The sequence below is a fragment of the Sulfurimonas sp. genome (assembly GCF_047622445.1).
Classification (GTDB): domain Bacteria; phylum Campylobacterota; class Campylobacteria; order Campylobacterales; family Sulfurimonadaceae; genus Sulfurimonas.
On sequence record NZ_JBLHOE010000062.1, the window covers coordinates 1 to 19916 of the forward strand.

Annotated in this window: 24 protein-coding genes and 1 pseudogene; 10 read left to right on the forward strand and 15 right to left on the reverse strand. The window is 31.0% G+C overall.

The annotated features are described in order from the left end of the window. The 4 genes from ACI9TV_RS12615 to ACI9TV_RS12630 form a co-directional block, all read right to left on the reverse strand. Positions 1 to 230: hypothetical protein (locus ACI9TV_RS12615; RefSeq protein ID WP_415251168.1), on the reverse strand; the 230-nt coding region annotated here is incomplete at its 3' end. Positions 231 to 242: 12 nt separating this feature from the next. Beyond that, positions 243 to 434 carry an ATP-binding protein gene (locus ACI9TV_RS12620; protein WP_415251169.1) on the reverse strand — a complete coding sequence of 64 codons (192 nt, stop codon included), beginning with the start codon at positions 432 to 434 and terminating at the stop codon, positions 243 to 245. Then, positions 406 to 1344 carry a sensor histidine kinase gene (locus tag ACI9TV_RS12625; protein ID WP_415251170.1) on the reverse strand — a complete coding sequence of 313 codons (939 nt, stop codon included), beginning with the start codon at positions 1342 to 1344 and terminating at the stop codon, positions 406 to 408. Before ACI9TV_RS12625 ends, ACI9TV_RS12620 begins: the two co-directional genes overlap by 29 nt. Continuing rightward, positions 1334 to 2029, reverse strand: coding sequence for a sensor histidine kinase (locus ACI9TV_RS12630; RefSeq protein ID WP_415251171.1), 696 nt, complete (start codon positions 2027 to 2029; stop codon positions 1334 to 1336). The genes ACI9TV_RS12625 and ACI9TV_RS12630 overlap by 11 nt, the downstream gene beginning before the upstream one ends. A 138-nt stretch (positions 2030 to 2167) precedes the next feature. Between ACI9TV_RS12630 and ACI9TV_RS12635 the strand changes: the two genes are divergently transcribed. The 5 genes from ACI9TV_RS12635 to ACI9TV_RS12655 are packed head-to-tail and all read left to right on the forward strand — an operon-like array spanning position 2168 to position 6423. Continuing rightward, entirely contained in the window at positions 2168 to 2737 is a 570-nt protein-coding gene (locus ACI9TV_RS12635) for a hypothetical protein (RefSeq protein WP_415251172.1), read from the forward strand. A 3-nt stretch (positions 2738 to 2740) separates the two neighbouring features. Next, positions 2741 to 4363, forward strand: coding sequence for a BON domain-containing protein (locus tag ACI9TV_RS12640; RefSeq protein ID WP_415251173.1), 1623 nt, complete (start codon positions 2741 to 2743; stop codon positions 4361 to 4363). Further along, positions 4363 to 4866 carry a Rab family GTPase gene (locus ACI9TV_RS12645; RefSeq protein ID WP_415251174.1) on the forward strand — a complete coding sequence of 168 codons (504 nt, stop codon included), beginning with the start codon at positions 4363 to 4365 and terminating at the stop codon, positions 4864 to 4866. The genes ACI9TV_RS12640 and ACI9TV_RS12645 overlap by 1 nt, the downstream gene beginning before the upstream one ends. Before the next feature lie 2 nt (positions 4867 to 4868). Next, positions 4869 to 6092, forward strand: coding sequence for a diguanylate cyclase domain-containing protein (locus tag ACI9TV_RS12650; RefSeq protein ID WP_415251175.1), 1224 nt, complete (start codon positions 4869 to 4871; stop codon positions 6090 to 6092). Further along, entirely contained in the window at positions 6082 to 6423 is a 342-nt protein-coding gene (locus ACI9TV_RS12655; RefSeq protein ID WP_415251176.1) for a DsrE family protein, read from the forward strand. Before ACI9TV_RS12650 ends, ACI9TV_RS12655 begins: the two co-directional genes overlap by 11 nt. Here the strand turns inward: ACI9TV_RS12655 and ACI9TV_RS12660 are convergent. The 3 genes from ACI9TV_RS12660 to ACI9TV_RS12670 all read right to left on the reverse strand — a co-directional run bounded on the left by ACI9TV_RS12660 (position 6420) and on the right by ACI9TV_RS12670 (position 8159). Continuing rightward, positions 6420 to 7349, reverse strand: coding sequence for a bifunctional methionine sulfoxide reductase B/A protein (locus tag ACI9TV_RS12660; protein WP_415251177.1), 930 nt, complete (start codon positions 7347 to 7349; stop codon positions 6420 to 6422). The genes ACI9TV_RS12655 and ACI9TV_RS12660 overlap by 4 nt on opposite strands. A gap of 119 nt (positions 7350 to 7468) precedes the next feature. Continuing rightward, positions 7469 to 7921, reverse strand: a complete 453-nt coding sequence (locus tag ACI9TV_RS12665) for a YaiI/YqxD family protein (protein ID WP_415251178.1) — start codon at positions 7919 to 7921, stop codon at positions 7469 to 7471. Beyond that, a complete protein-coding gene (locus ACI9TV_RS12670) occupies positions 7914 to 8159 on the reverse strand; it encodes a GIY-YIG nuclease family protein (RefSeq protein ID WP_415251179.1) in 246 nt (81 codons plus the stop codon). The genes ACI9TV_RS12665 and ACI9TV_RS12670 overlap by 8 nt, the downstream gene beginning before the upstream one ends. A 60-nt stretch (positions 8160 to 8219) precedes the next feature. On the opposite strand from ACI9TV_RS12670, the gene ACI9TV_RS12675 reads away from it, so the two are divergent. Beyond that, the gene (locus ACI9TV_RS12675) at positions 8220 to 9194 is read left to right on the forward strand and encodes a 5'-nucleotidase (protein WP_415251180.1); all 975 of its coding nucleotides are present in this window, start codon (positions 8220 to 8222) and stop codon (positions 9192 to 9194) included. Between the two features lie 127 nt (positions 9195 to 9321). Then, positions 9322 to 10071, forward strand: a complete 750-nt coding sequence (locus ACI9TV_RS12680; protein ID WP_415251182.1) for a response regulator — start codon at positions 9322 to 9324, stop codon at positions 10069 to 10071. Positions 10072 to 10111: 40 nt separating this feature from the next. On the opposite strand, the gene ACI9TV_RS12685 is transcribed toward ACI9TV_RS12680, so the two are convergent. The 8 genes and pseudogenes from ACI9TV_RS12685 to ACI9TV_RS12720 form a co-directional block, all read right to left on the reverse strand. Further along, positions 10112 to 12025 carry a PAS domain S-box protein gene (locus ACI9TV_RS12685; protein ID WP_415251183.1) on the reverse strand — a complete coding sequence of 638 codons (1914 nt, stop codon included), beginning with the start codon at positions 12023 to 12025 and terminating at the stop codon, positions 10112 to 10114. 11 nt (positions 12026 to 12036) lie between these two features. Next, positions 12037 to 12723: an EAL domain-containing protein gene (locus ACI9TV_RS12690; protein WP_415251191.1), complete on the reverse strand. Its 687-nt coding sequence runs from the start codon at positions 12721 to 12723 to the stop codon at positions 12037 to 12039. Between the two features lie 3 nt (positions 12724 to 12726). Beyond that, positions 12727 to 13716, reverse strand: a complete 990-nt coding sequence (locus ACI9TV_RS12695; RefSeq protein ID WP_415251184.1) for a response regulator — start codon at positions 13714 to 13716, stop codon at positions 12727 to 12729. 3 nt (positions 13717 to 13719) lie between these two features. Further along, positions 13720 to 14184, reverse strand: a complete 465-nt coding sequence (locus tag ACI9TV_RS12700; protein ID WP_415251192.1) for a CZB domain-containing protein — start codon at positions 14182 to 14184, stop codon at positions 13720 to 13722. Further along, positions 14158 to 15012, reverse strand: a pseudogene (locus ACI9TV_RS12705) (methyl-accepting chemotaxis protein); the annotation flags it as partial. The gene ACI9TV_RS12700 and the pseudogene ACI9TV_RS12705, both read right to left, overlap by 27 nt. Continuing rightward, positions 14981 to 15466, reverse strand: coding sequence for a PAS domain-containing protein (locus tag ACI9TV_RS12710; RefSeq protein ID WP_415251185.1), 486 nt, complete (start codon positions 15464 to 15466; stop codon positions 14981 to 14983). The pseudogene ACI9TV_RS12705 and the gene ACI9TV_RS12710, both read right to left, overlap by 32 nt. Before the next feature lie 81 nt (positions 15467 to 15547). Beyond that, positions 15548 to 16207 (reverse strand): response regulator transcription factor, encoded by a 660-nt coding sequence (locus tag ACI9TV_RS12715; RefSeq protein WP_415251186.1) that lies wholly within the window; start codon positions 16205 to 16207, stop codon positions 15548 to 15550. A gap of 52 nt (positions 16208 to 16259) precedes the next feature. Next, positions 16260 to 16490 (reverse strand): (2Fe-2S)-binding protein, encoded by a 231-nt coding sequence (locus tag ACI9TV_RS12720; protein ID WP_415251187.1) that lies wholly within the window; start codon positions 16488 to 16490, stop codon positions 16260 to 16262. 90 nt (positions 16491 to 16580) lie between these two features. Between ACI9TV_RS12720 and ACI9TV_RS12725 the strand changes: the two genes are divergently transcribed. The 3 genes from ACI9TV_RS12725 to ACI9TV_RS12735 form a co-directional block, all read left to right on the forward strand. Further along, positions 16581 to 17210 (forward strand): hypothetical protein, encoded by a 630-nt coding sequence (locus ACI9TV_RS12725; RefSeq protein ID WP_415251188.1) that lies wholly within the window; start codon positions 16581 to 16583, stop codon positions 17208 to 17210. A 25-nt stretch (positions 17211 to 17235) separates the two neighbouring features. Next, complete coding sequence (locus tag ACI9TV_RS12730) at positions 17236 to 18492, forward strand: hypothetical protein (RefSeq protein ID WP_415251189.1); 1257 nt, start codon at positions 17236 to 17238, stop codon at positions 18490 to 18492. 29 nt (positions 18493 to 18521) lie between these two features. Then, on the forward strand, positions 18522 to 19916 hold a 1395-nt coding region (locus ACI9TV_RS12735; protein ID WP_415251190.1), incomplete at its 3' end, for a diguanylate cyclase domain-containing protein.

The window sequence follows — 19916 nt, forward strand, 5'->3', positions numbered from 1 at the left end:
TCTAGTGTTGCGATATTTGTCACAGTATAATGAAAATACTCTAACATATGTTTAATTGCATTAAGAGATAAAGGTCTTGAATCAAGTACTAAAACTTTTTTATTCATTAATTCCTTTGATGGCAAACGGTATTCTCTTTTCGTACTTCTAGTATCTTTTTGAAGTTTAATTTTTACAAAAAATGATGTCCCATCTCCATATTCACTCTCTGCCCAAATACCTCCATCCATCAATTCACTTAACTATTTAGATATAGAAAGACCTAAGCCTGTTCCACCATACTTTCTACTCGTATCTTCACCAGCTTGTGTATAGTTTTCAAATAAGCCTTTTAGACGTTCTTCTTTTATTCCAATCCCCGTATCTCGTACTTCAAACTGTATATAGGAGTCATCATCGAGAGTTTTAATGTGTACTAATACACTTCCCCTCATCTGTAAACTTTACTGCATTACTTACGAGGTTTAGCAATATTTGAGATAATCTTAGAGGATCTCCAACAAAGTTTTTTCCAACATCATGATGCATATCAAAAATTAAGTCTAAGCCTTTTTCTTTAATTTTCAAGCCAATCATATCAGCTAGATAGTCTAAAGTAGTATGTAATTCAAATGCTATGTTCTCAAGTTTTAGCATCCCTGCTTCAATCTTTGAATAATCAAGTATATCATTGATAATCCCTAAAAGCATATTGGATGAATTATTTATAGTTTTAACATTCTGTAATTGTTTTTTTTCAAGTGCTTTGTCATCTATTAATATTTGACTCATCCCTATAATTGCATTTATAGGTGTTCTAATTTCATGACTCATACTTGCAAAAAAATCACTCTGTGCTTTTAGTTTTTGCTCCATTTCAATGAGTTTTGTTTCATACTTTCGAATAACTGAAGAACTGCTTTGATCTAGTTTTTCATATTCTTGCATATTTCTAAATAAAAAGTCAGTTGAGTGTAACTCTGGTATTACTTTTAAAATAGTCTCATTCACTCCATCATTTCTTAACGGTTCATGAATAAAATCAGCTATATCATGCAAATAAAAATCTGAAATATTTGCATTATTATCCAATTCTATATTTACAATGATTTTTTGATTAGGATTCATGTCTATAATTGCATTGAGTAAATCTAAACCAAAACTATTATCCATGATAACAATGTCAAAAGAATAACCATTGACCTTTTCAAAGCGTTGATACTGAGCGATAATATCTTCTACTATAAATGAGCTAGATAAATTTTTACACATTAAACTTAATAAAGTTTTATTAAAATCATTTTCTGGATTTTTTTCAGCATATAATATATTTAATGTATGTCCTAAACTTGAGTTATATTTCATCTAATGTACTGCTCTTAAAATTTATTTCAAAACAAACACCACAGTCTATATTATAGACATTTAAATCTGCTTGTAAGTGTTTTTCAATAATCTCTTTTGTCATATGTAACCCAACTCCACTTCCCTCCGTAGAGTGCTTTGTTGTATAGTCTTTATCAAATATTTTTCGCATTGTATTTTCAGTGATACCACCACCATTATCAATAATTTTTATACTTATGTCTTTTTCAGTTTTACTAACATTAATTTTAATATATGCATTAAAAATATTTCTCTCAAGAAGTGCATCAATTGAATTATGTAATATATTAATTATCGCTTGGAGTAATGTTCTCGTATTTGATTGAATAGATATGGATTTATCAACATCAATAATTAGCTTTATCCTTTCTTTTTCTAACCTACTAGATATGAGAGTAGTAATTTCATCAAATACATTTACCAAAAAAATAGTATCATCATTTTCCATAGATTTATTATTAAGATCATCTATAGTCTTTGACATATGTTTTGTAATACTTTCTATCTCATTCAACTTTTTTTCAATTTCTTTGTTTTTTATACCATTTTCATAGAGTATACTATCTATAGAAAACACAATAGAATTTATATGAGAAAGAGGCTGTCTCCATTGATGTGCTACTTCATTCATTATATTTTGAATATATTCGTTATCTTCTTTCAATGCCTTTCCTTTTCAATTAATCTTATAGTAACAAAATAAAATGAGTATCTAGTGACTTTTAGTATTTCTAAGCATAATTCACGATTTACTCAGTATTTTAGATAAAATGTACTATAAAATAAGCTAAGGTACATAATTATGGACAATAAGACAAATGATACTGCTGCCGCTGAAGTTGATAATGTTGATCAGATTAGAGAAATACTTTTTGGATCTCAAACAAGAGAAGTTAATGATAAATTTGACAAAATCGAGCAATCTATTAAATCTATTCATGATGAAATGCGAAGTAAACTTGAGCAATCTCAAAATGATATGGATGAAAGAATCAATACTGAAGTAGGAAATATTACAAAAAAGATTAAAAATATAACTATACAACAGCAAGAGGACTTAGCAGATACAAAAGACACTTCTCTCAAATTAGAAAAGCGTCTTCAAAACTCTATGGAAGTTATAGAAGAAGAGTTAAATACAAAAAGAGAACAGTTACACAAACAACAAATTGAAATGCGAAATACCTTACGCGCACAGATGGATTCACTTCAAGATGAACTTCTTAGTGTATTAGACAAGAAAATTTCTACTACAAACGAGGTTAAATTATCCCGTGATGATGCGGCAGAAATTCTTATGGAAGCTGCAATGGCAATGAAAGGTACAAAAATCAACACACAATTATCTCTCGCAACTAAAGATTCAAAGTAATATATGAATAAATCAAAACAAGATCAAGCTTTATTAAATGTATTAGAGCCAATTGTAACGAAACTCATAGATGATAATTTTGAAAACTCTAAAGATAAAATTGCTTTACAAATTTCACCACTCATTGGTGCTGCTATACGAGAACAAATAAAATCTAAAAAAGATGACATAATAGAAGCTTTATATCCTATTTTGGGAAGTATGATTAGTAAGTTTGTATCCAAGAGTCTGGAAGAGGCACTTAATTCTATTAATGATCAAATCCAAGCTGGATTATCTTTTAAAACTTTGAAAAGAAAAATTGAAGCTAAAAGAAAAGGGGTAACAGAAACGCAACTTTTACTTGAAGAAAATTCAAATTCGGATATTGGAGCAGTATTACTTATACATAAAGAAACAGGCATTATTTTATGCGAAGAACATAATCCAAATGAAACGCTTATAGAACCTGAGATGATAGCTTCAATGATGACAGCAATCAATAGTTTTATAAATGATTGGATTGAAAAAAATGAATCATCAAATGAAGTTGGTGAAATCGATTATGGTGCGAGTAAAATAGTTGTTGAAAATGCAGGTTTTGCTTATTTAGCTGTTATTGTTCATGGTGCAACATATAACAGAACACTAAAAAAGATAAGAAATACACTCGAAACCATCATATCTGGTCATGGTAATGAAATAAGAGAGTTTAACGGTAATTTTAGTGATTTTCCAAATACCCCTATATCTGAAAAAATATTAACTCTCATTAATGAAAATGAAAATAATCAAGATAAAAAAAGAAAACTCCACCCTCTTATTTGGTTTACTCCTCTTCTTCTTCTTTCTGCTCTTTTTTGGAATATGTACCAGAACAATATCCAAGAAAATTTAGAAACTAAAATACAAACAGTACTTTATAAGAATCCTAAACTTGCAGCCTATCGTATACAAACTCATCTTCGAGAAGGTGTCGTAGAAATCAATGGTCAAGTTCCTTTTCTTTTTCATAAAGAATTAGCAGAAAAATCAATTGCACAGATGAAAGGAATTGAAGGTATAAAGAACAATCTCATAGTTCTTCCTACTTTAGATGATCCTATGCAGATAAGTTCCAATATATCTTACCTTTTGAAGGGTTTGAATACCGATAAGGGAATCAACATTACCTACGAATATAACTATCCAAATTATACGATTCTTGGTTCTACTTGGGATATTCACCGTAAAGATAAAATTCTTCAAGCCCTAAAAAGTTTTGATACAACAATAAGTTTGACAGATAAAATCATTATTTCCCCTCCGGATATAAAAACGATACTCTTTTTTAATAAAGGAGCCTATTTACTCAACGAGCTACAAGAAAACGAGCTTTTAGAATTATCAAAACTTTTAAATTTACTAGATAGAAATACAGTTGTATCTGTAAAAGGGTTTAGTGATAATCAGGGGAGTACTGCTATACAGCATTATTTTGCAAAAATAAGAGCAGAAAATATTGCATCTGTATTAAAAGATAAATTCTTAGTTAAACAACATATAACTATATCTACAAATGATGATATTTCATTGTATGTAGATGTAAGTAATAATGCAGACAAACAAAGATGTTCTGTAATTACATTAGAAATGCAGGAGAAATAATGTTTGCTTATAAAATTGTAATGGTTGGCGATTTCGGCGTTGGTAAAACAAGTCTTGTTAAAAGATTTGTTGACAATAGTTTTAGTGAGGAATACCTCAGTAGTATTGGTGTATCTATGTCAAAAAAGCAACTTCAATCTACTTTAGGACTAGAATCAACTATGATATTATGGGATATAGAGGGTGAAACAGAATATAAACCCATTTTCAAACAATATCTTATGGGTGCTAAAGCATTTATCATCGTAGCTGATCTTACTCGTCCTGAGACAATTCAAAGTATTGAAAAACATATAAAACTTTGTCTTGAATCATCAAAAGATGCAGTAATTTGTATTGCCTTAAACAAAAGTGATTTAGAAATAAGAGTTGAAAAAGAACTAGATACTTTACAAAAACTTTCCCAAAACATAATTTCAATACATAAAACTTCTGCAAAGAATGGAGATGATGTAAATACTATCTTTAATGAAATCAATCAAAATGTAATTTCTAAACTTTAATCATGTTAAAACAAAAACTAATCCCTTTAATATGTAAAAAAAGTGGCATAAGCTTTTTAGCTTTTTCTCTTGATTTTATCATAGTTTATTTTGATGAAGATACCTCCTCAATTTCAGATGATAAGAAGCATCTACGTATTGGTGCTGACTTAAGAGATTGTTTTTGGGAATTTATTGGAAACGAAGAGAGTATTTTAAATTTACTACAAAACACTACATTAACATTTAAAATTCCAATGATTTTTAAAAACTCCTATTATTACGATATTGAGGTTGAAGTTTTAAAAGAAGAAAATATTTTTCTTGCATACATCATTAAAAAATCTGAGTTTTCAAGCCACTACCTAGAAGCAATCCAAATACTCAATAAAAATACGCTTATCTCTCAAACAACTGATGTAAAAATTGAAAAAGGGAAAAATTACTACAACTTAATCAATCAAAACATTATTCGCTTTCATGTAGACTTAGATGGAATTATCCTCGAAGTAAACAGTATTTGCATATATTTCTTAGGTAAAGATGAAAATGAACTACTAGGAAAACATTTTTCTAAATTTTTTCATACAAGAGAATCAAAACTTAATTCTCAAAGTAAAATTATAAATGCGAAAGATGCACAAGGTAAAAATATATTGTTTCATGCAGATATCATTCCTATACAAACTGATGGCCATATTACAGAAAACATTATTATATGCCAAGATGTTACACATATTAAGAAAGTAGAACAGGAATTAGATTATGCATCTTCACACGATAGTTTAACAGGTTTAGTAAATCGTTCGTATCTACTTAAAAAAATAGATGAATCAATCATCACATCTTTAGAACATAAAACAAATTTTACACTGTGTTTCATACACTTAAATAACTTAAACCTTATCAATAAAGAATACGGTTATCACGCAGGAGATATGTTGCTAAAACATCTAGCACATCTGCTAAGCGATATAGTAAGGTCATTTGACTCTGTATCGAGAATTAGTGGAAATGAATTTGTTTTGTTGTTACAAGAAATTGAAAGTATTGATTCGATAAAACCTACTATAAATAGAATAAAAAACCTAGAAAAAGAGCACCCTCTTGTTTATAACGAAGATGATATAATCAAATTTACATTTAGTCTGGGCATTAGCTCCTATCCAAGCGAAGGTAAAGATGCCAAAACGCTATTAACCTCTGCAATTAAACAAAATTCTAAAAGAGAGAATAATGAAAAATGAATTACTTATAGTATGGTCAAGTGGTGAAGTAGAAGTTGCTAGAAAACTGGTTTTACTCTATGGATCAGTAATGCTTGAGAGAAAATACTGGGATGAGGCTACTATCATGATTTGGGGTCCATCAGCAAAACTTTTAGCCCAAGATGAACAACTTCAAGAACAATTTAAAGTAGTGCAAAAAAGCGGTGTAAAATTCAACGCTTGTGTAGTTTGTACAGATGACTACGGAGTTTCTGACACACTTAGAGAACTTGGAGTCGCTTTAATTCACACCGGTGAAATGCTAACAGAGGCACTTCAGAGTGATACAACAAAGGTTATAACCTTTTAAAATAACTTCTTGTAACTATGACAATACGGTTTTTTACCCGTTTTTTCATAATAATCTTGGTGGTAATCTTCGGCCTTATAAAAAACTGCGCTATCACGAATCTTTGTAGCTATATCTAAACCTTTAATATTTAATATACCTACAAGCTTATAAATAGTTTCTCTCTCTTTTTCATCCGATGTAAATATTGCTGAAAGATACTGAGAACCTATGTCTGGTCCTTGACCATTCTTTTGAGTTGGATCATGAATCTCAAAAAACAATTTTGCTAAAGTCTCATAACTTACTTTTGAGCTGTCATATGTCACTTCAACAACTTCTAAGTGACCAGTTCTTTTACGTACTACATCCTTATATGATGGATTTTTCGTATGTCCACCCATATAACCTGAGAAAACTGACTTTACACCATCTAATTTTTCAAAATGGTATTCAACTCCCCAAAAACAACCACCAGCAAAGTACGCTTTTTTCTCACTCATCACTAAAGAGTTATTATTAAAATTTAAAGAAATAGAGTTTACACAATGTCTTGTATTTTTCGCAGTAAATTTTTCACCTTTAAAAACGTGTCCTAAATGCGCATCACACTTAGCACATACTATTTCTACTCTACGTCCATCTTTATCAAGATTTCTTTTTACTGCACCTTTGATTTCATCATCAAAACTTGGCCAACCACATCCACTATCAAACTTTGAGTTTGACTTATATAATGGAGTATCACATCTTTTACATGTATATACACCCTCTTTCTTATGTTTGTTGTATTTTCCACTAAAGGGGCTCTCAGTACCTTTACCTACGATCACTTTTTCTTCTGCATATGTTAAATCATTTAATGGGAATGGTTCTAGTTTTTTATTCTCTGCTGCGTTTAGTTGCATTAAACCTAAAACCATAAATAAAGTCAATAATTTTTTCATTTGAGCTTCCTTCTTTAATCTTTACCATAATCATAGCCAAGAAGTGTGTACAGTGTGTGGAAAATATCTTATCTTAAGTACCTTATTTACAATGCATTGAGCTGATTTGTAAAAAAATATTACTTTACATAGCGCGCTAAAAAGCTATTGAGCTGATTGGCAAACTTTTCTGCATCTTTTTGTCCAAAAGGTTTTGGTCCACGTGTTACTTCACCACTTTCACGAATTTTTTCCATTAAGTCTCTCATAGCAAGATATTGTTTAATATTATCCACACTATAAAGTTCACCTCTATGATCGATGGCATGTGCATCTTTAGAGATAATTCTATCTGCTAAGGGTATATCAGCTGTAATTACTAAATCTCCTTCTTCTACCATTTCCACTATCTTATGATCAGCTTCATCAGCACCAGCTTCAACAATAATATAAGATATTAAACTAGATTTGCCAATATTTACTTTTTTATTCGAAACAACTAAAGTTTGAAGTTTGAGTCTCTCAATGGAGCGAAACAGGATTGGCTTGAGTAAGTTTGGAAAAGCATCAGCATCTACATATATTTTAAGCATTAATTAACTCCAATTTTTCTTTACGTTTGAGCTGTTTGATTGCATATTCTCGTTTACATGCGCTACTTCTATCTATAAGTTCTTCTGTGTATACTAAACTTACTGGACGTCGCACACGAGTATATTTTGCACCCTTAACTGAAGTATTATGTTCTGCTAAGCGACGGTCTACATCAGTAGCAATACCCGTATATAAAGTCTCATCACTGCATTTAAGAATATAAACAAAATAAGCCATAATAAACTCCATATGTTATTAAAAGAATTCTACTATAATATGTTTACAAAAGGATATATTTTGGCATTTAACTTAGAAAATACACTTGTTATCGGCATATCAGCCACTGCTCTTTTTAATTTGAGTGAAGCAGATGCCTTGTTTAGAGAAGAGTATGAAAAACATCCTGATAATGCCATCGAAATATATCGAGACTATATGCTACAACACGAAGATGAAGCCTTAGACAAAGGGATAGGATTTGCTTTCATAAAAGCTCTTCTTGATTTAAATCGTTACCAAAAAAAAGGAGATGCACCACTTGTAGAAGTTGTTGTAATGTCAAGAAATTCACCTGACACTGGGGTAAGAGTGTTAAATACTATCCGAAAACTCAATCTTAATATTACACGTTCTGCATTTACTGCTGGAGAATCTTCTGCTGATTACATAGAAGCTTTTGGAGTTGATTTATTTTTAACAACCGATGAAAAAGATGCACAAAAGGTTATAGACTCTCTTGTCTGTGCTGCTGCTGTTTTATCTACACCTCCAGAATATAAATGTGATATTGAGGATGGACAAGTGAGAATTGCTTTTGATGGAGATGCTGTACTATTTGATGAAAGTAGTGAATTAGTTTACAAAGAAAAAGGCATCGAAGCTTTTCATCAGAGTGAAAATGAATCACAAAATATTCCTATGCTCGAAGGTCCTTTTGCTATATTTTTAAAAAAACTCGCAGCCTTACAACATAGACTACCAATGCGAATAGAATATTCACCAGTTAGAATAGCCATAGTTACTGCTAGAAATGCACCTGCAGATTTAAGAGTAATTAAAACACTCCGTCATTGGGGTGTATATGTTGATGAAGCATTTTTTCTTGGTGGTATAGAAAAAAGTAAAATTTTAGAATCATTTAAAGCACATATATTTTTTGATGATCAAGATGTACATTTAAAGACTTCTTCACTTGTTGTACCTTCAGGTAAGGTTTTATATTCTAGTAATTCTCCTCTAAATAAAACAACAAGACAAACAGTAACTGATTAAAACATATACTACTTTGTTATAAAGTTATCAAAATTATGTAATAAATTTGACTTATTTATCTTTATAGTATAAAATAAATTTATAAATCACAAAATAATTATATTTGAAATGATTATGAGGTCAAATAATGAATGAAAAAAATATTCTCATTGTAGAAGATGATGAGATCACAGCACTAAACCTGAAAATATCACTTCAAAAACAAGGCTACAATGTTATTGCTATGTGCAATAATATTATAGATGCAAAAAAAGAAATTACTAACTTGAAACCTGAAATAATTATAATAGACATCTCTCTTGACGATTCCACTGATGGGATTGAACTTGCACGTGAAATACGTTCTCTTCACGGAATCCCTTTTATATACCTCACATCACATACTGATGATGATATCATTGCTGAGGCTAAAACAACAGAACCTTATGGCTACATTGTAAAACCATTTGATCCAAATTCTTTACATGCTACAATCCAAATGGCTTTATTTAAATATGAATCTGAAAAAGCTGTAATAGAAGAAATAATAACACTCAAATCAGATAAGATGACTTTAGAAAATCTTCTTAGCTCTAAGCAAGATGCTAATGAGCCTATCATCACTTTTGGTGAAGGTTTTCACCTTGACGTAAGCATCTGTGAGACATTCTATAAGGGCTCAAAAATAAAACTTACAAAAAAAGAAAATGCTTTTTTACGACTTCTTGTTGCACAGATGGGTGTCGTAGTAAGTTTTGAGCAAGCCATGAAATACGTCTGGGAAGAAAATGGTGCAACAGAGAATAGTGTACGAACACTAGTTTGGAGACTTCGTAACAAACTTGAAGTAGATATTATTAAAAATGCTTCAGGAATGGGTTACTACATCGAAGGATAAAAACAGTAAAAACTTTGAGCATTGGCACTTGTAATATCATTTAATTTAAATCAATACGAAAACAAGTGCCATTTTCAATATTTGCAACCAACAGTCTCCCGTGATGATGATCCTCAACTATCATTTTAGACATATATAGACCTAAACCAGTTCCATTCTTTTCATCTTTTGTCGAAAAGTAAGGATCAAAAATTCTTCCAATTATATCCTCATGAATTCCTTTACCATTATCAGTAATTGATATCTTTTTATCTTCAACATTTATAATTATTTTTGGATATTTCACATCCTTTTCTAAAAAATTATCTTGTGCATTTTTTAATATATTAAGAAGAACTTGCATCATTTCATTATCATACATCTCTATCTCTTGAGAGTCATTTGAATAGTATAGAATTTCAATGCCATCGTTTGTTAAAGATGACTTTATGATATTTAATGACCTTGCTAAAATCGTATCTAATTTTATAAAAACTCTTTCTTTATTTGGTTTATAAAAATTTCTAAAATCATCTATGGTGTTTGTGAGTGATTCAATATACGATTCTATATTTGCAAGTCGCTGTAAAAAATATGTACTACATTCTTCTTTTGATTTTTTTGTCTCTAAATCAAAGGTATCTATCTCTAGCTTTAAAGATAAATTTGCAGCAGTCGTTGAGATTGCACCAAGTGGCTGTCTCCATTGATGGGCTATCATACTAATCATTTCGCCCATTTGTGCTAAACGTGATTGCTGCAACATCTGCTGATGATGAAACTCTTTTTCTTTTTCCAATTTCTTTTCAACACTTAAGTCTCTTACAAGGGCTAAAATCTGCCTTTTATCTGGCATTAAAACAATGTCCATTCTTATCCAAATCTGTGTATTATCAGCAAGTATATATATTTTTTCATAGTCCATATAATAACCATATTCAATCACTTTATGAAGAACACTTTTGTACTCATTTAGCATGCTTAGATCTGTTAAGTCTAGACAAGATTTTTTGTAGAGTTCTTTCTTTTTATACCCTGTCATTTTTTCATATGCGTCATTAAGTAAAACAAAGTTAGATTCTAAGTCCATGATAGCTATCCCATCTTTAACAGTATTAAAAATTGTTTCAAGGTAGTTATTAGATTTTTGAAGTTCTCCTGTTTTTTCATGTACTATGTTCTCAAGTGAACTATTCACATTTTTAAGCTCTTCTTCTAAATTTTTCTCTTTTGTAATGTTCGTATGCGTACCAATAAAACGTGTCGCTTTTCCAGTTTCATCAAACTTTGCTTTCCCACGGGCAAGTATCCACACCCAGGAGCCATCTTTATGTTTTAGCCTGTGATAATTTTCATAGGAGTCTGCTTTTCTCTCAAAGTAATTTAGAGTATCATCTAGTGCATTTTGTAAATCTTGAGGATGGACAAGGTTTTGCCACACTTCAAAACTACTTTCAAGCTCATCATTCGTATATCCCAGCATTTCTTTCCAACTTGGTGAAAAGTAGATACTATTATCTTCTAAATTCCAATCCCAAATTCCATCATTATTACCAGTAAATGCAAGAGCCAGTCTTGTTGTGAGTTTTTGATTTGCTAATTGTAATGCTTTTCTATCTGAAATATCACGAAGAGTTGCAAAAATAGCAGGTTTATCATGATATGTTATTGAAGTAAGCGTAACTTCGAAATCTACCTCGTTTTTATCCTTTTGAGTATGTACCCACTCAAATCTATGAAAACCTTCTTCAAGTACTTTTTCCATAGAGTGCAATGATTTCTCATAAGAAGAAGAGCCATCAGGTTGAAACTCTGGCGAAATAGCCCAAGGGGTAAGGCCTAGTAATTCTTCTTTTGAATCATATGCAAACATTACAACAAAGGCATCGTTACAATCAAGAATAATATTTTCTCTAAGTATAAGAAAGCCATCTTGAGAACGTTCAAATATCTCTTTGTATGTTTCATTGAGCATCAAAACCCTTTTTATATATTTTCTAAAGGCTTCGAAAAGTAAAATCCTTGGAATTCATCAATATTTAACTTTTTTAGCATTTGAAATATTATATCAGAATGTACATATTCTGCAATTACTTTTATCCCTAGTCTATGTGAAAAATCCACAATTGCACGTACAAGGATATACGCCTTTTTATCTGTATCTATATTTTTCACTAAAGAACCATCTATTTTTAAATAATCTGGTTCTACCTCTAAAATATACTCAAAGTTAGAAAACCCACTCCAAAAATCATCGATGGCAAAAACTACACCATACTTACGAAACTGCTTAATAAAAGACTTCATATCTGCATAATCTTCAATAATTTCACTCTCAGTTATCTCAAAAATTGCCCTCCTCGCAAGTTTAGGTGAAGTAATAAAAAATGATTCGATTTCATTTAATAATGTCTTATTAATAATATCTGCATAGGTAAAATTAAAACTTAGATTATGTTCTGAGGTATCAAGTCGCCAGAGTCCTTCAAATATAATGTATCTAGAGAGTGCACTATAAAGACCTGTTTTGACGGCAATATCTAAAAAATAATTTAGAGTAATGAGCTTATTAGTATCTTTATCTCGTAGTCGCATTAAAGTTTCGTACTTCATTACTTTACCGTCTCTATTCACTATTGGCTGATAAACAGGAACGACACGATTCTCTTCTATTGCCTACTTAGTTTTATTTTTCCATGCAAGGGCATCTTCTTCTTTATCTCTCTTATCTATACACTTTGAGTATATCTCAAAAGTTTTTTTATATATTTTTGCGTACTCTAGAGCAATTTTTGCACACTCAAATGCATTTTCCTCTCCTATTGCTATACCTATTGTTACTTCAATCGATATACTATCATTTTCTATTTCTATAGTAAATTCATTGAGCAAGATTAAGAATATTTTTATATCTTCTTCATACTTCTCTACGTCTATTATCTCAATCTCATCGCGTATAATAAACTCATCTGCAGATAGTCTGTATACCTTATATGTAGTACCTCGGGTAAGTCTTTTTAAAAAAGAAGAGAATTCCACTAAAATGAGGGTTCCTGCATTCGTTCCGTATATCTGATTAATAACACGAAACTTATTTATATCTACAATAAATACATTAGGATGAGAGATATTTTTCATATCTTCAAAAAATGAATATCTGCTATATAAATCTGTTAATTCATCAAAGTGAAGATTTCTGTCTAGTTCTTGAGTTTGTATTCTTACTTCATTTTCTAAATTGATTTTATCATTTAGGTTTTTTCTTCTTAATAAAATATTATCAGTAACTTTATACAATGTTCTACTTAGAGTCTTTAAATTCAAGGGTTTACATAAAAAAGAATCTATCCCAAGCTCAATACCCTCAAGGAGGTATTTACTCTCATTATGAGCACTTAAAAGTATGACAGGTATATCTTTATTGAGATTACGTATTTTTCGGAGCATATCTATACCATTGAGCTTAGGCATATTTATATCACTTATAATAATATCAAAATTATCTTCTTTAAATTTCTCAATTCCTTCTTTCCCATCCTCAGCAATTGTTATATGGGTAAAATAATTAGATAACAGCTCTTTAATACTGAGTCGTGAAATTTCATCATCTTCTACATAAAGTAGTTTTAATGTTTTTGTAAGTTTTATGATCTCCTTTAAATACATAACTTATTCTTCTATCATACGTTCCAAATATGTAAAAAACTCTTCACTTGAAGCTTCCATAGATTCAAAATTTTCAATGATTGCTTGTGTGTTGCCCGGATCATACACTTTGCTTTCTTCTGCATAGATCATATTATCATTAATTTTCTTATGTAGATTTGCATGTGGTTTATCTAGAACTTTAAAAGATTTCGTCTTTCCAAATTCCTCTTTTCCTTCACCTGCATACCATTTTCCAAAACGACAATTGAGATGATCAAGTAATGGTTCACTAGAATCTTCGTTGAGAACATGTTGATAGGCAGTTGACTTTATAACTATATGATCAATTTTTGCAACTGAAATCAAGAAAATTCTATTAATATACATTGCATTTTTTGATGATTCTTGTGCCATCTTATTAGAGGTATTTAAGGCAGTGCCTAATGTTTCCATGTGATGTGATGATTCATCTGCAAGTCTGGACATATTACTAGAGTGTTCTTCAATATTTACCGTTTCTTGCTTAAGTGTTGATATAGTTATAGATATCTCACTTGTAGCCTTTTGCGTTCTTTCTGCGAGTTTTCTTACTTCATCAGCAACAACAGCAAATCCACGACCATGTTCTCCAGCACGAGCAGCCTCGATAGCGGCATTGAGTGCAAGAAGATTTGTTTGCTCTGCAATATCTTTAATGAGTGCGGCAACTGTTGAAATCTCTTGAGATTGATTACTTAAAGAACTGATACCCTCAGAGGTCTGAATAATACTTTGACTTAACTCATCAAAATTTTTCTCAACTGCTTGTACAGATTCCAAGGAACTTTGAGAAGCTTCACCTGTTTTTTGTGAAGTAAGTAAAATCTCTTTACTCACTTCAGAACCATTAATTACATCATCTCGAATTTGGAGAACACCGCCAGTAGTTCCACCACCAATACGGTTAAATGCATTTGCGAGTTCACCCTGTACTTGAAGCTTTCTAGTGTCCAGAATCCCCTTCACTGCTTTATTTAATGGTTGCACAGCACTTTTAAATGCACCTTTAAAGCCTTCTTCAAAGATAGTCGAACTTTTATCTCCCCTTGAAGCCCCTTCAATCGCACTACCAGAATCTCGCATAAAGGCTTCAACTTGGTCAAGTAAGTTGTTATAGTTCCATGCAATATCAAAGTACTCAGAATCTTTAGCAATGTTAGTAATTCTAGATTCAAGATTTCCTTTGGCACCATTAGCCATGACCGTATTAATCTGTTCTAGTAAGACTTTATCTCTTTTACTTTTATTTTTGAAGAGCGATAATAAATTCATCATAACTTATCCCTGCATAATGTAGTTTTTCTTCTAGTACCTTTGAAGACTCTTGTATCCCACCTTTACTTTCTGCTTGACGTAGTTCTTTATATAATTCCTCTATTGCTTGAAGAGCTTTACTTGATGGTTTTCTTCGCACGGAGTAATACCCTATAAGATTCTCATTTTTATCCAAAGAAGCTGTTACATTCGCAAAAACCCAATAAAAATCTCCATTTTTTGTTTTATTTTTCACATAAGCATTAATGGATTTTTTATTCTTGATTCTTTCCCAAAGTAACTGAAATACTACACGAGGCATATTTTCATGTCTTAAAATATTGTGTGGGGAGTCTAGTAATTCTTGTTCGCTATAACCTGACATCTTGATAAAATATTCATTACCATAGGTAATTTTACCATTAAGATCTGTTTTTGATACAATTAAATCGTCTTCATTCATAAAGATTTCCATAACTTTCCTTTACTCTTCTAATGAGAAAGTGTATCATCCTAGTATGTCAGTAAAGTGTCAATTTTATTTAATTATATTATTTTATAGTCTTTTTAAACTATATCCTAAACTTCTATGGGTCTGTATAGTTTTTTGAGGGATTTTTTTACGTAATCTTTTTATAAGACTTTTAATCGCATTGCTAGAAAACTCTTTTTCAATACCCTCATGATAAATATAATTGTATATATCTAAGTCAGTAAATTTTTGTTCTTTATTTTCTAAAAATAAATCTAGTAGACTTCTTTCATTAAGGGTAAGAGCAACTTCAATATTTTTTTGTGATAAGCTTTTTAGTTGGCTATCCCATCTAAAGTTCTCGCCTAAGTCTACATACCTAAGAAGCTCATTTACCTCATCAAGTTCTAGGCAAACATCGTACAAAACATCTAACATTTGTACAGTTGTAAGTGGTTTTTGCATAAATCCAGATACACCAATTTTTATCAACTCTATAAAGTATTCCGTTTCATTATATGCAGAAACAATAATGATTTTTTGATTCTTATTTTGCTTTATAATCTCGCGAGAGAGTTCTATACCATTCATGTTTGGCATCTGTATATCTGTAATCACTATGTCAAAACGCTCCTTTTGAAAATGACCCAAACCTACTTTTCCATCACTTGCACTCACTACCTTTTTAAAAAGTCCTTCAAAAAGTTCTAAGGTTGATTCCCTTAAAGCTTCGTCATCTTCCACATAAAGAAGGGTATATTTTTGTGCTAGTTTTTTTAGTAGTTTTTTATTTCCTTTAATTTTTTGGTACCGTGTTTCTTTCTACCATTGCAAGAACCATAGAAATATTAAACCCATCATTATTGAAACCTTCATCTTGACATGATTCACATTTATCCCCTATTGGGCAATCAGTATTTTCAAGTACCTCATCTAAGGTAGATAAATTATTTTTTTTTATACACTCAGCTAATTCACCAACATTAATACTATTACAAACACATATCTCTGTATCTAACTTTACCATCAATCCAAACTCCGTATCATTTATTTGTTTATTTTATGGTAATTTTGGTTAATCCTAGCTACAATAAATGAAAATCAACAAAGGACACAAATGAAATATCTCATTTATACTCTATTACTTACCTTAAGCCTTAGTGCTTCAACAAAGCATACTGCAAAGGTCTTAGAAGTTTTCCCTAGTGCTGGATATTCATATATGAAAGTACAAGAAAACAAAAAAGAGTATTGGATCGCGATGCTTCAACGTGATATCAAAGTTGGTGCGACTATAGCTTTTAGCGAAGAAGCTTGGATGAAAGACTTTCATTCTAAAACACTCAACCGTACTTTTGATAGTATTCTATTTGCTTCTGACACACAAAGAAAAACTACTCCAGCAAAACAAACCATAACTATGAAGCCAGATATTATGGTGTCTTCATATAAAGCCAAAGGCACTATCTCAATAGCAAAACTTTTTAAAGACAGAGTGAGTTATGGGAGTAAAGAAGTAAGTATAAGAGGGATTGTAACAAAAACATCCCAAGGGATTATGAAAAGAAATTGGGTTCACCTTTGGGATGGAAGCTTATTTCAAAATATGAATGACCTTGTGCTCACAACAACGCAGCCACTTCCAAAAGTTGGTGAAGTAGTTACTCTAAAGGGAACTGTAACCTTAGACAAGGATTTTGGATTTGGATACTTTTATCCTGTTATTGTAGAAAAAGCTAGTTTTTAGATTTTATTTACGTGAGGAGTAAACCTTGAAAAAAGTATTAGCAATTGCGCTTGTCTTAATCAGTTCTCTGCACTCTGCAAACTGGTTAATGCTTCAAGGCACAGAATCTAAAGCAGGTCATCATCCTTGGGGTTTTTTACAACTACGCTACCAAGATAACTCTGGAAATGTAATGATTAAAAATGGAGTGAATAAAACTCCATTTTCTTATATAAAACCCACACTTACAAATCAATCTGAACTTCAAATTGCAAGAGCAAGACCAGGAATAAGAGGTTCACTTGATGGTGCCAATAAAATCAATTACTTTGTTTTAGGTGAAATAGCACAAAACGGTGTAAATAATTCATTAGGAATTCATACAGATAATTATCTTATGGATACTTCTATTACTTTAAAACACCTTCCTCTGTACCTACGTTTTGGTCGTTTTAAATACGCTGGAAGTGAAGAAGGTAATATGGCTAGATTCGTATCTCCATTTATTACATTTTCTACAGTAGGCGATCAACTTATGCTTGAGAGATTTTTAGATACTCAAACACCTGTTTTACCTTCTTCGGATTTATATATTGCTAAACCTTCAGATGGTGTTGGTGCATACCGTGACACTGGAGTACAACTTTTTCAATCATTTAAGCTCAACGACACATCATCTCTTACACTTTCTTATATGTTAGGTTCTGGCACTGGTGTATCCAACAATATTAACTCTCATAACTTCACCCATTATGGATATGTCTCTTATGAAAATATCTTAGGTCAAGGTAAGGGCTATAAACAAGAATCATTTAAAATATACTCTTGGTATCAAAATGGGCAGAGAAATCTCGCTAAAAGAATAAGATATGGAACAGGTTTTACCTATTTTCAAAATGATTTACGAATTGAAGCTGAGTATATGAAAGGTAAAGGTATGATTTATACTGGAGCAAAAGATAGCAATACAGATACAAATGTGAATGATTGGAAATACTCCATGCGAGCATCCGATACGAATGAAGCAGATGGGTACTATATACTCTCAACTTATCAAATATTCAAAGATTTAGAAATTCTTGCTAGATATGATATCTACAATAGAATGAGTAATATCGACGTAGAGTATAGAAAATTTCAAGGTATTACAACTGGATTTTCTTATATTTTTAAAGGCTACGATAGATTAGATGTGAATTATATACATAACAAAGTCCAGGCACCTTATAATAATGCTGCGAATACTATCCTCCAATCATTTGGCAATCTACTTAGTATACAGTATACTATAGTATTCAAATAAAAGGTTTTTACTTGTTAGACAATATTAAGTTGAGTCGATCATTTCTGAGTATTTTAATTCTCATACCCATTTTTTGGCTTATTTCAGGTTATCTTTATATACATAAAAGAACAGATGAACTTACAGATCAAAAATATACCGAAGTTTCTAAAAAAATGCACGATGAGCTAAAAACTCTCATAGATGAAAAATCTGAAACAATTTTAATCATTGCTATGTCAATCTCAAATAATCCTCAAGTAAAAAATATTTTACTCCATAAAAATGGAAAATTAGAACTAAATACATTTGCACAAGAGTTAAAAAATAACACTTCATTAAAAAATATTTGGTTTCAAGTTGTTTCGGATGACGGAACAAGTCTCCATAGAAGTTGGACGAAAAAACATGGAGACAACCTAACAAAATTACGTATTGATGTTGCTCAAATGATTCAAAGTCCTAAAGTAAAATCTTCTATTAGCACTGGAAAATTTGATCTAAGTTTTAAATCTATGGTACCACTCTTTGACAAAGGAGAGTTTATAGGCTTTGTCGAGGTCATAGCAAAATTTAATTCGATTGCTATAAAAATGGAGCAAAAAAAGTACGATACAGTTATTTTAGTAGATAAAAAATATAAAAAGCAATTATCTCACGCCTTTACCAAAAATTTTGTCGAAGACTATTATGTAGCTAATCTCAATGCTAAAGAGAATCTACTCTCACATATAAAAGATCAACAAGTCTCTCATTTTGTAAATTCACCCAACCATATGATATCATTGAAAAATTCAAAGCTCATTAGTGTGTACCACTTAAAAGATATTCATGATAACAACATGAGCTACTTCGTACTTTTTCATAACCTAGAAGACATCAATATACGTAATATTATCCAAACTAAAGAAAGATTAGTTGTTTTTGTTCTTCTTATTTTCTTTTTGATTATTGCTTTATACTATTATGGATATATAAAAAAGTACAAGCAATTCATCCAAAATATAAATACCCGTTTAGGTGAAGAAGTTATAGATAAGACAAAAGAACTTCGCCATATTGCGAACCATGATGACCTAACAGGACTTCCAAATAGACTTTTATTTTTAGATCGTCTCAAGCAAAGTATAAAACATGCTAAAAGAAAAAAAAGTACAGTCACGGTTTTATTTCTTGATTTAGATAGATTCAAAGAAGTAAATGATACGTATGGTCATCAAACAGGAGATCAACTACTCAAAGAAATAGCTAATAGATTGTTAAAAAGTGTACGTGAAGAAGACACGATATCTCGACTGGGAGGAGATGAGTTTACCGTTGTACTTGAAGATGTAGATGAGAGTTGTACTGTCAAAATTGCACAAAAGATCTTAACCCTAATGAGAAAAAAGGTAATCATCGAAAACACAAATATTCATACAACATTCAGTATAGGGATAAGCCGT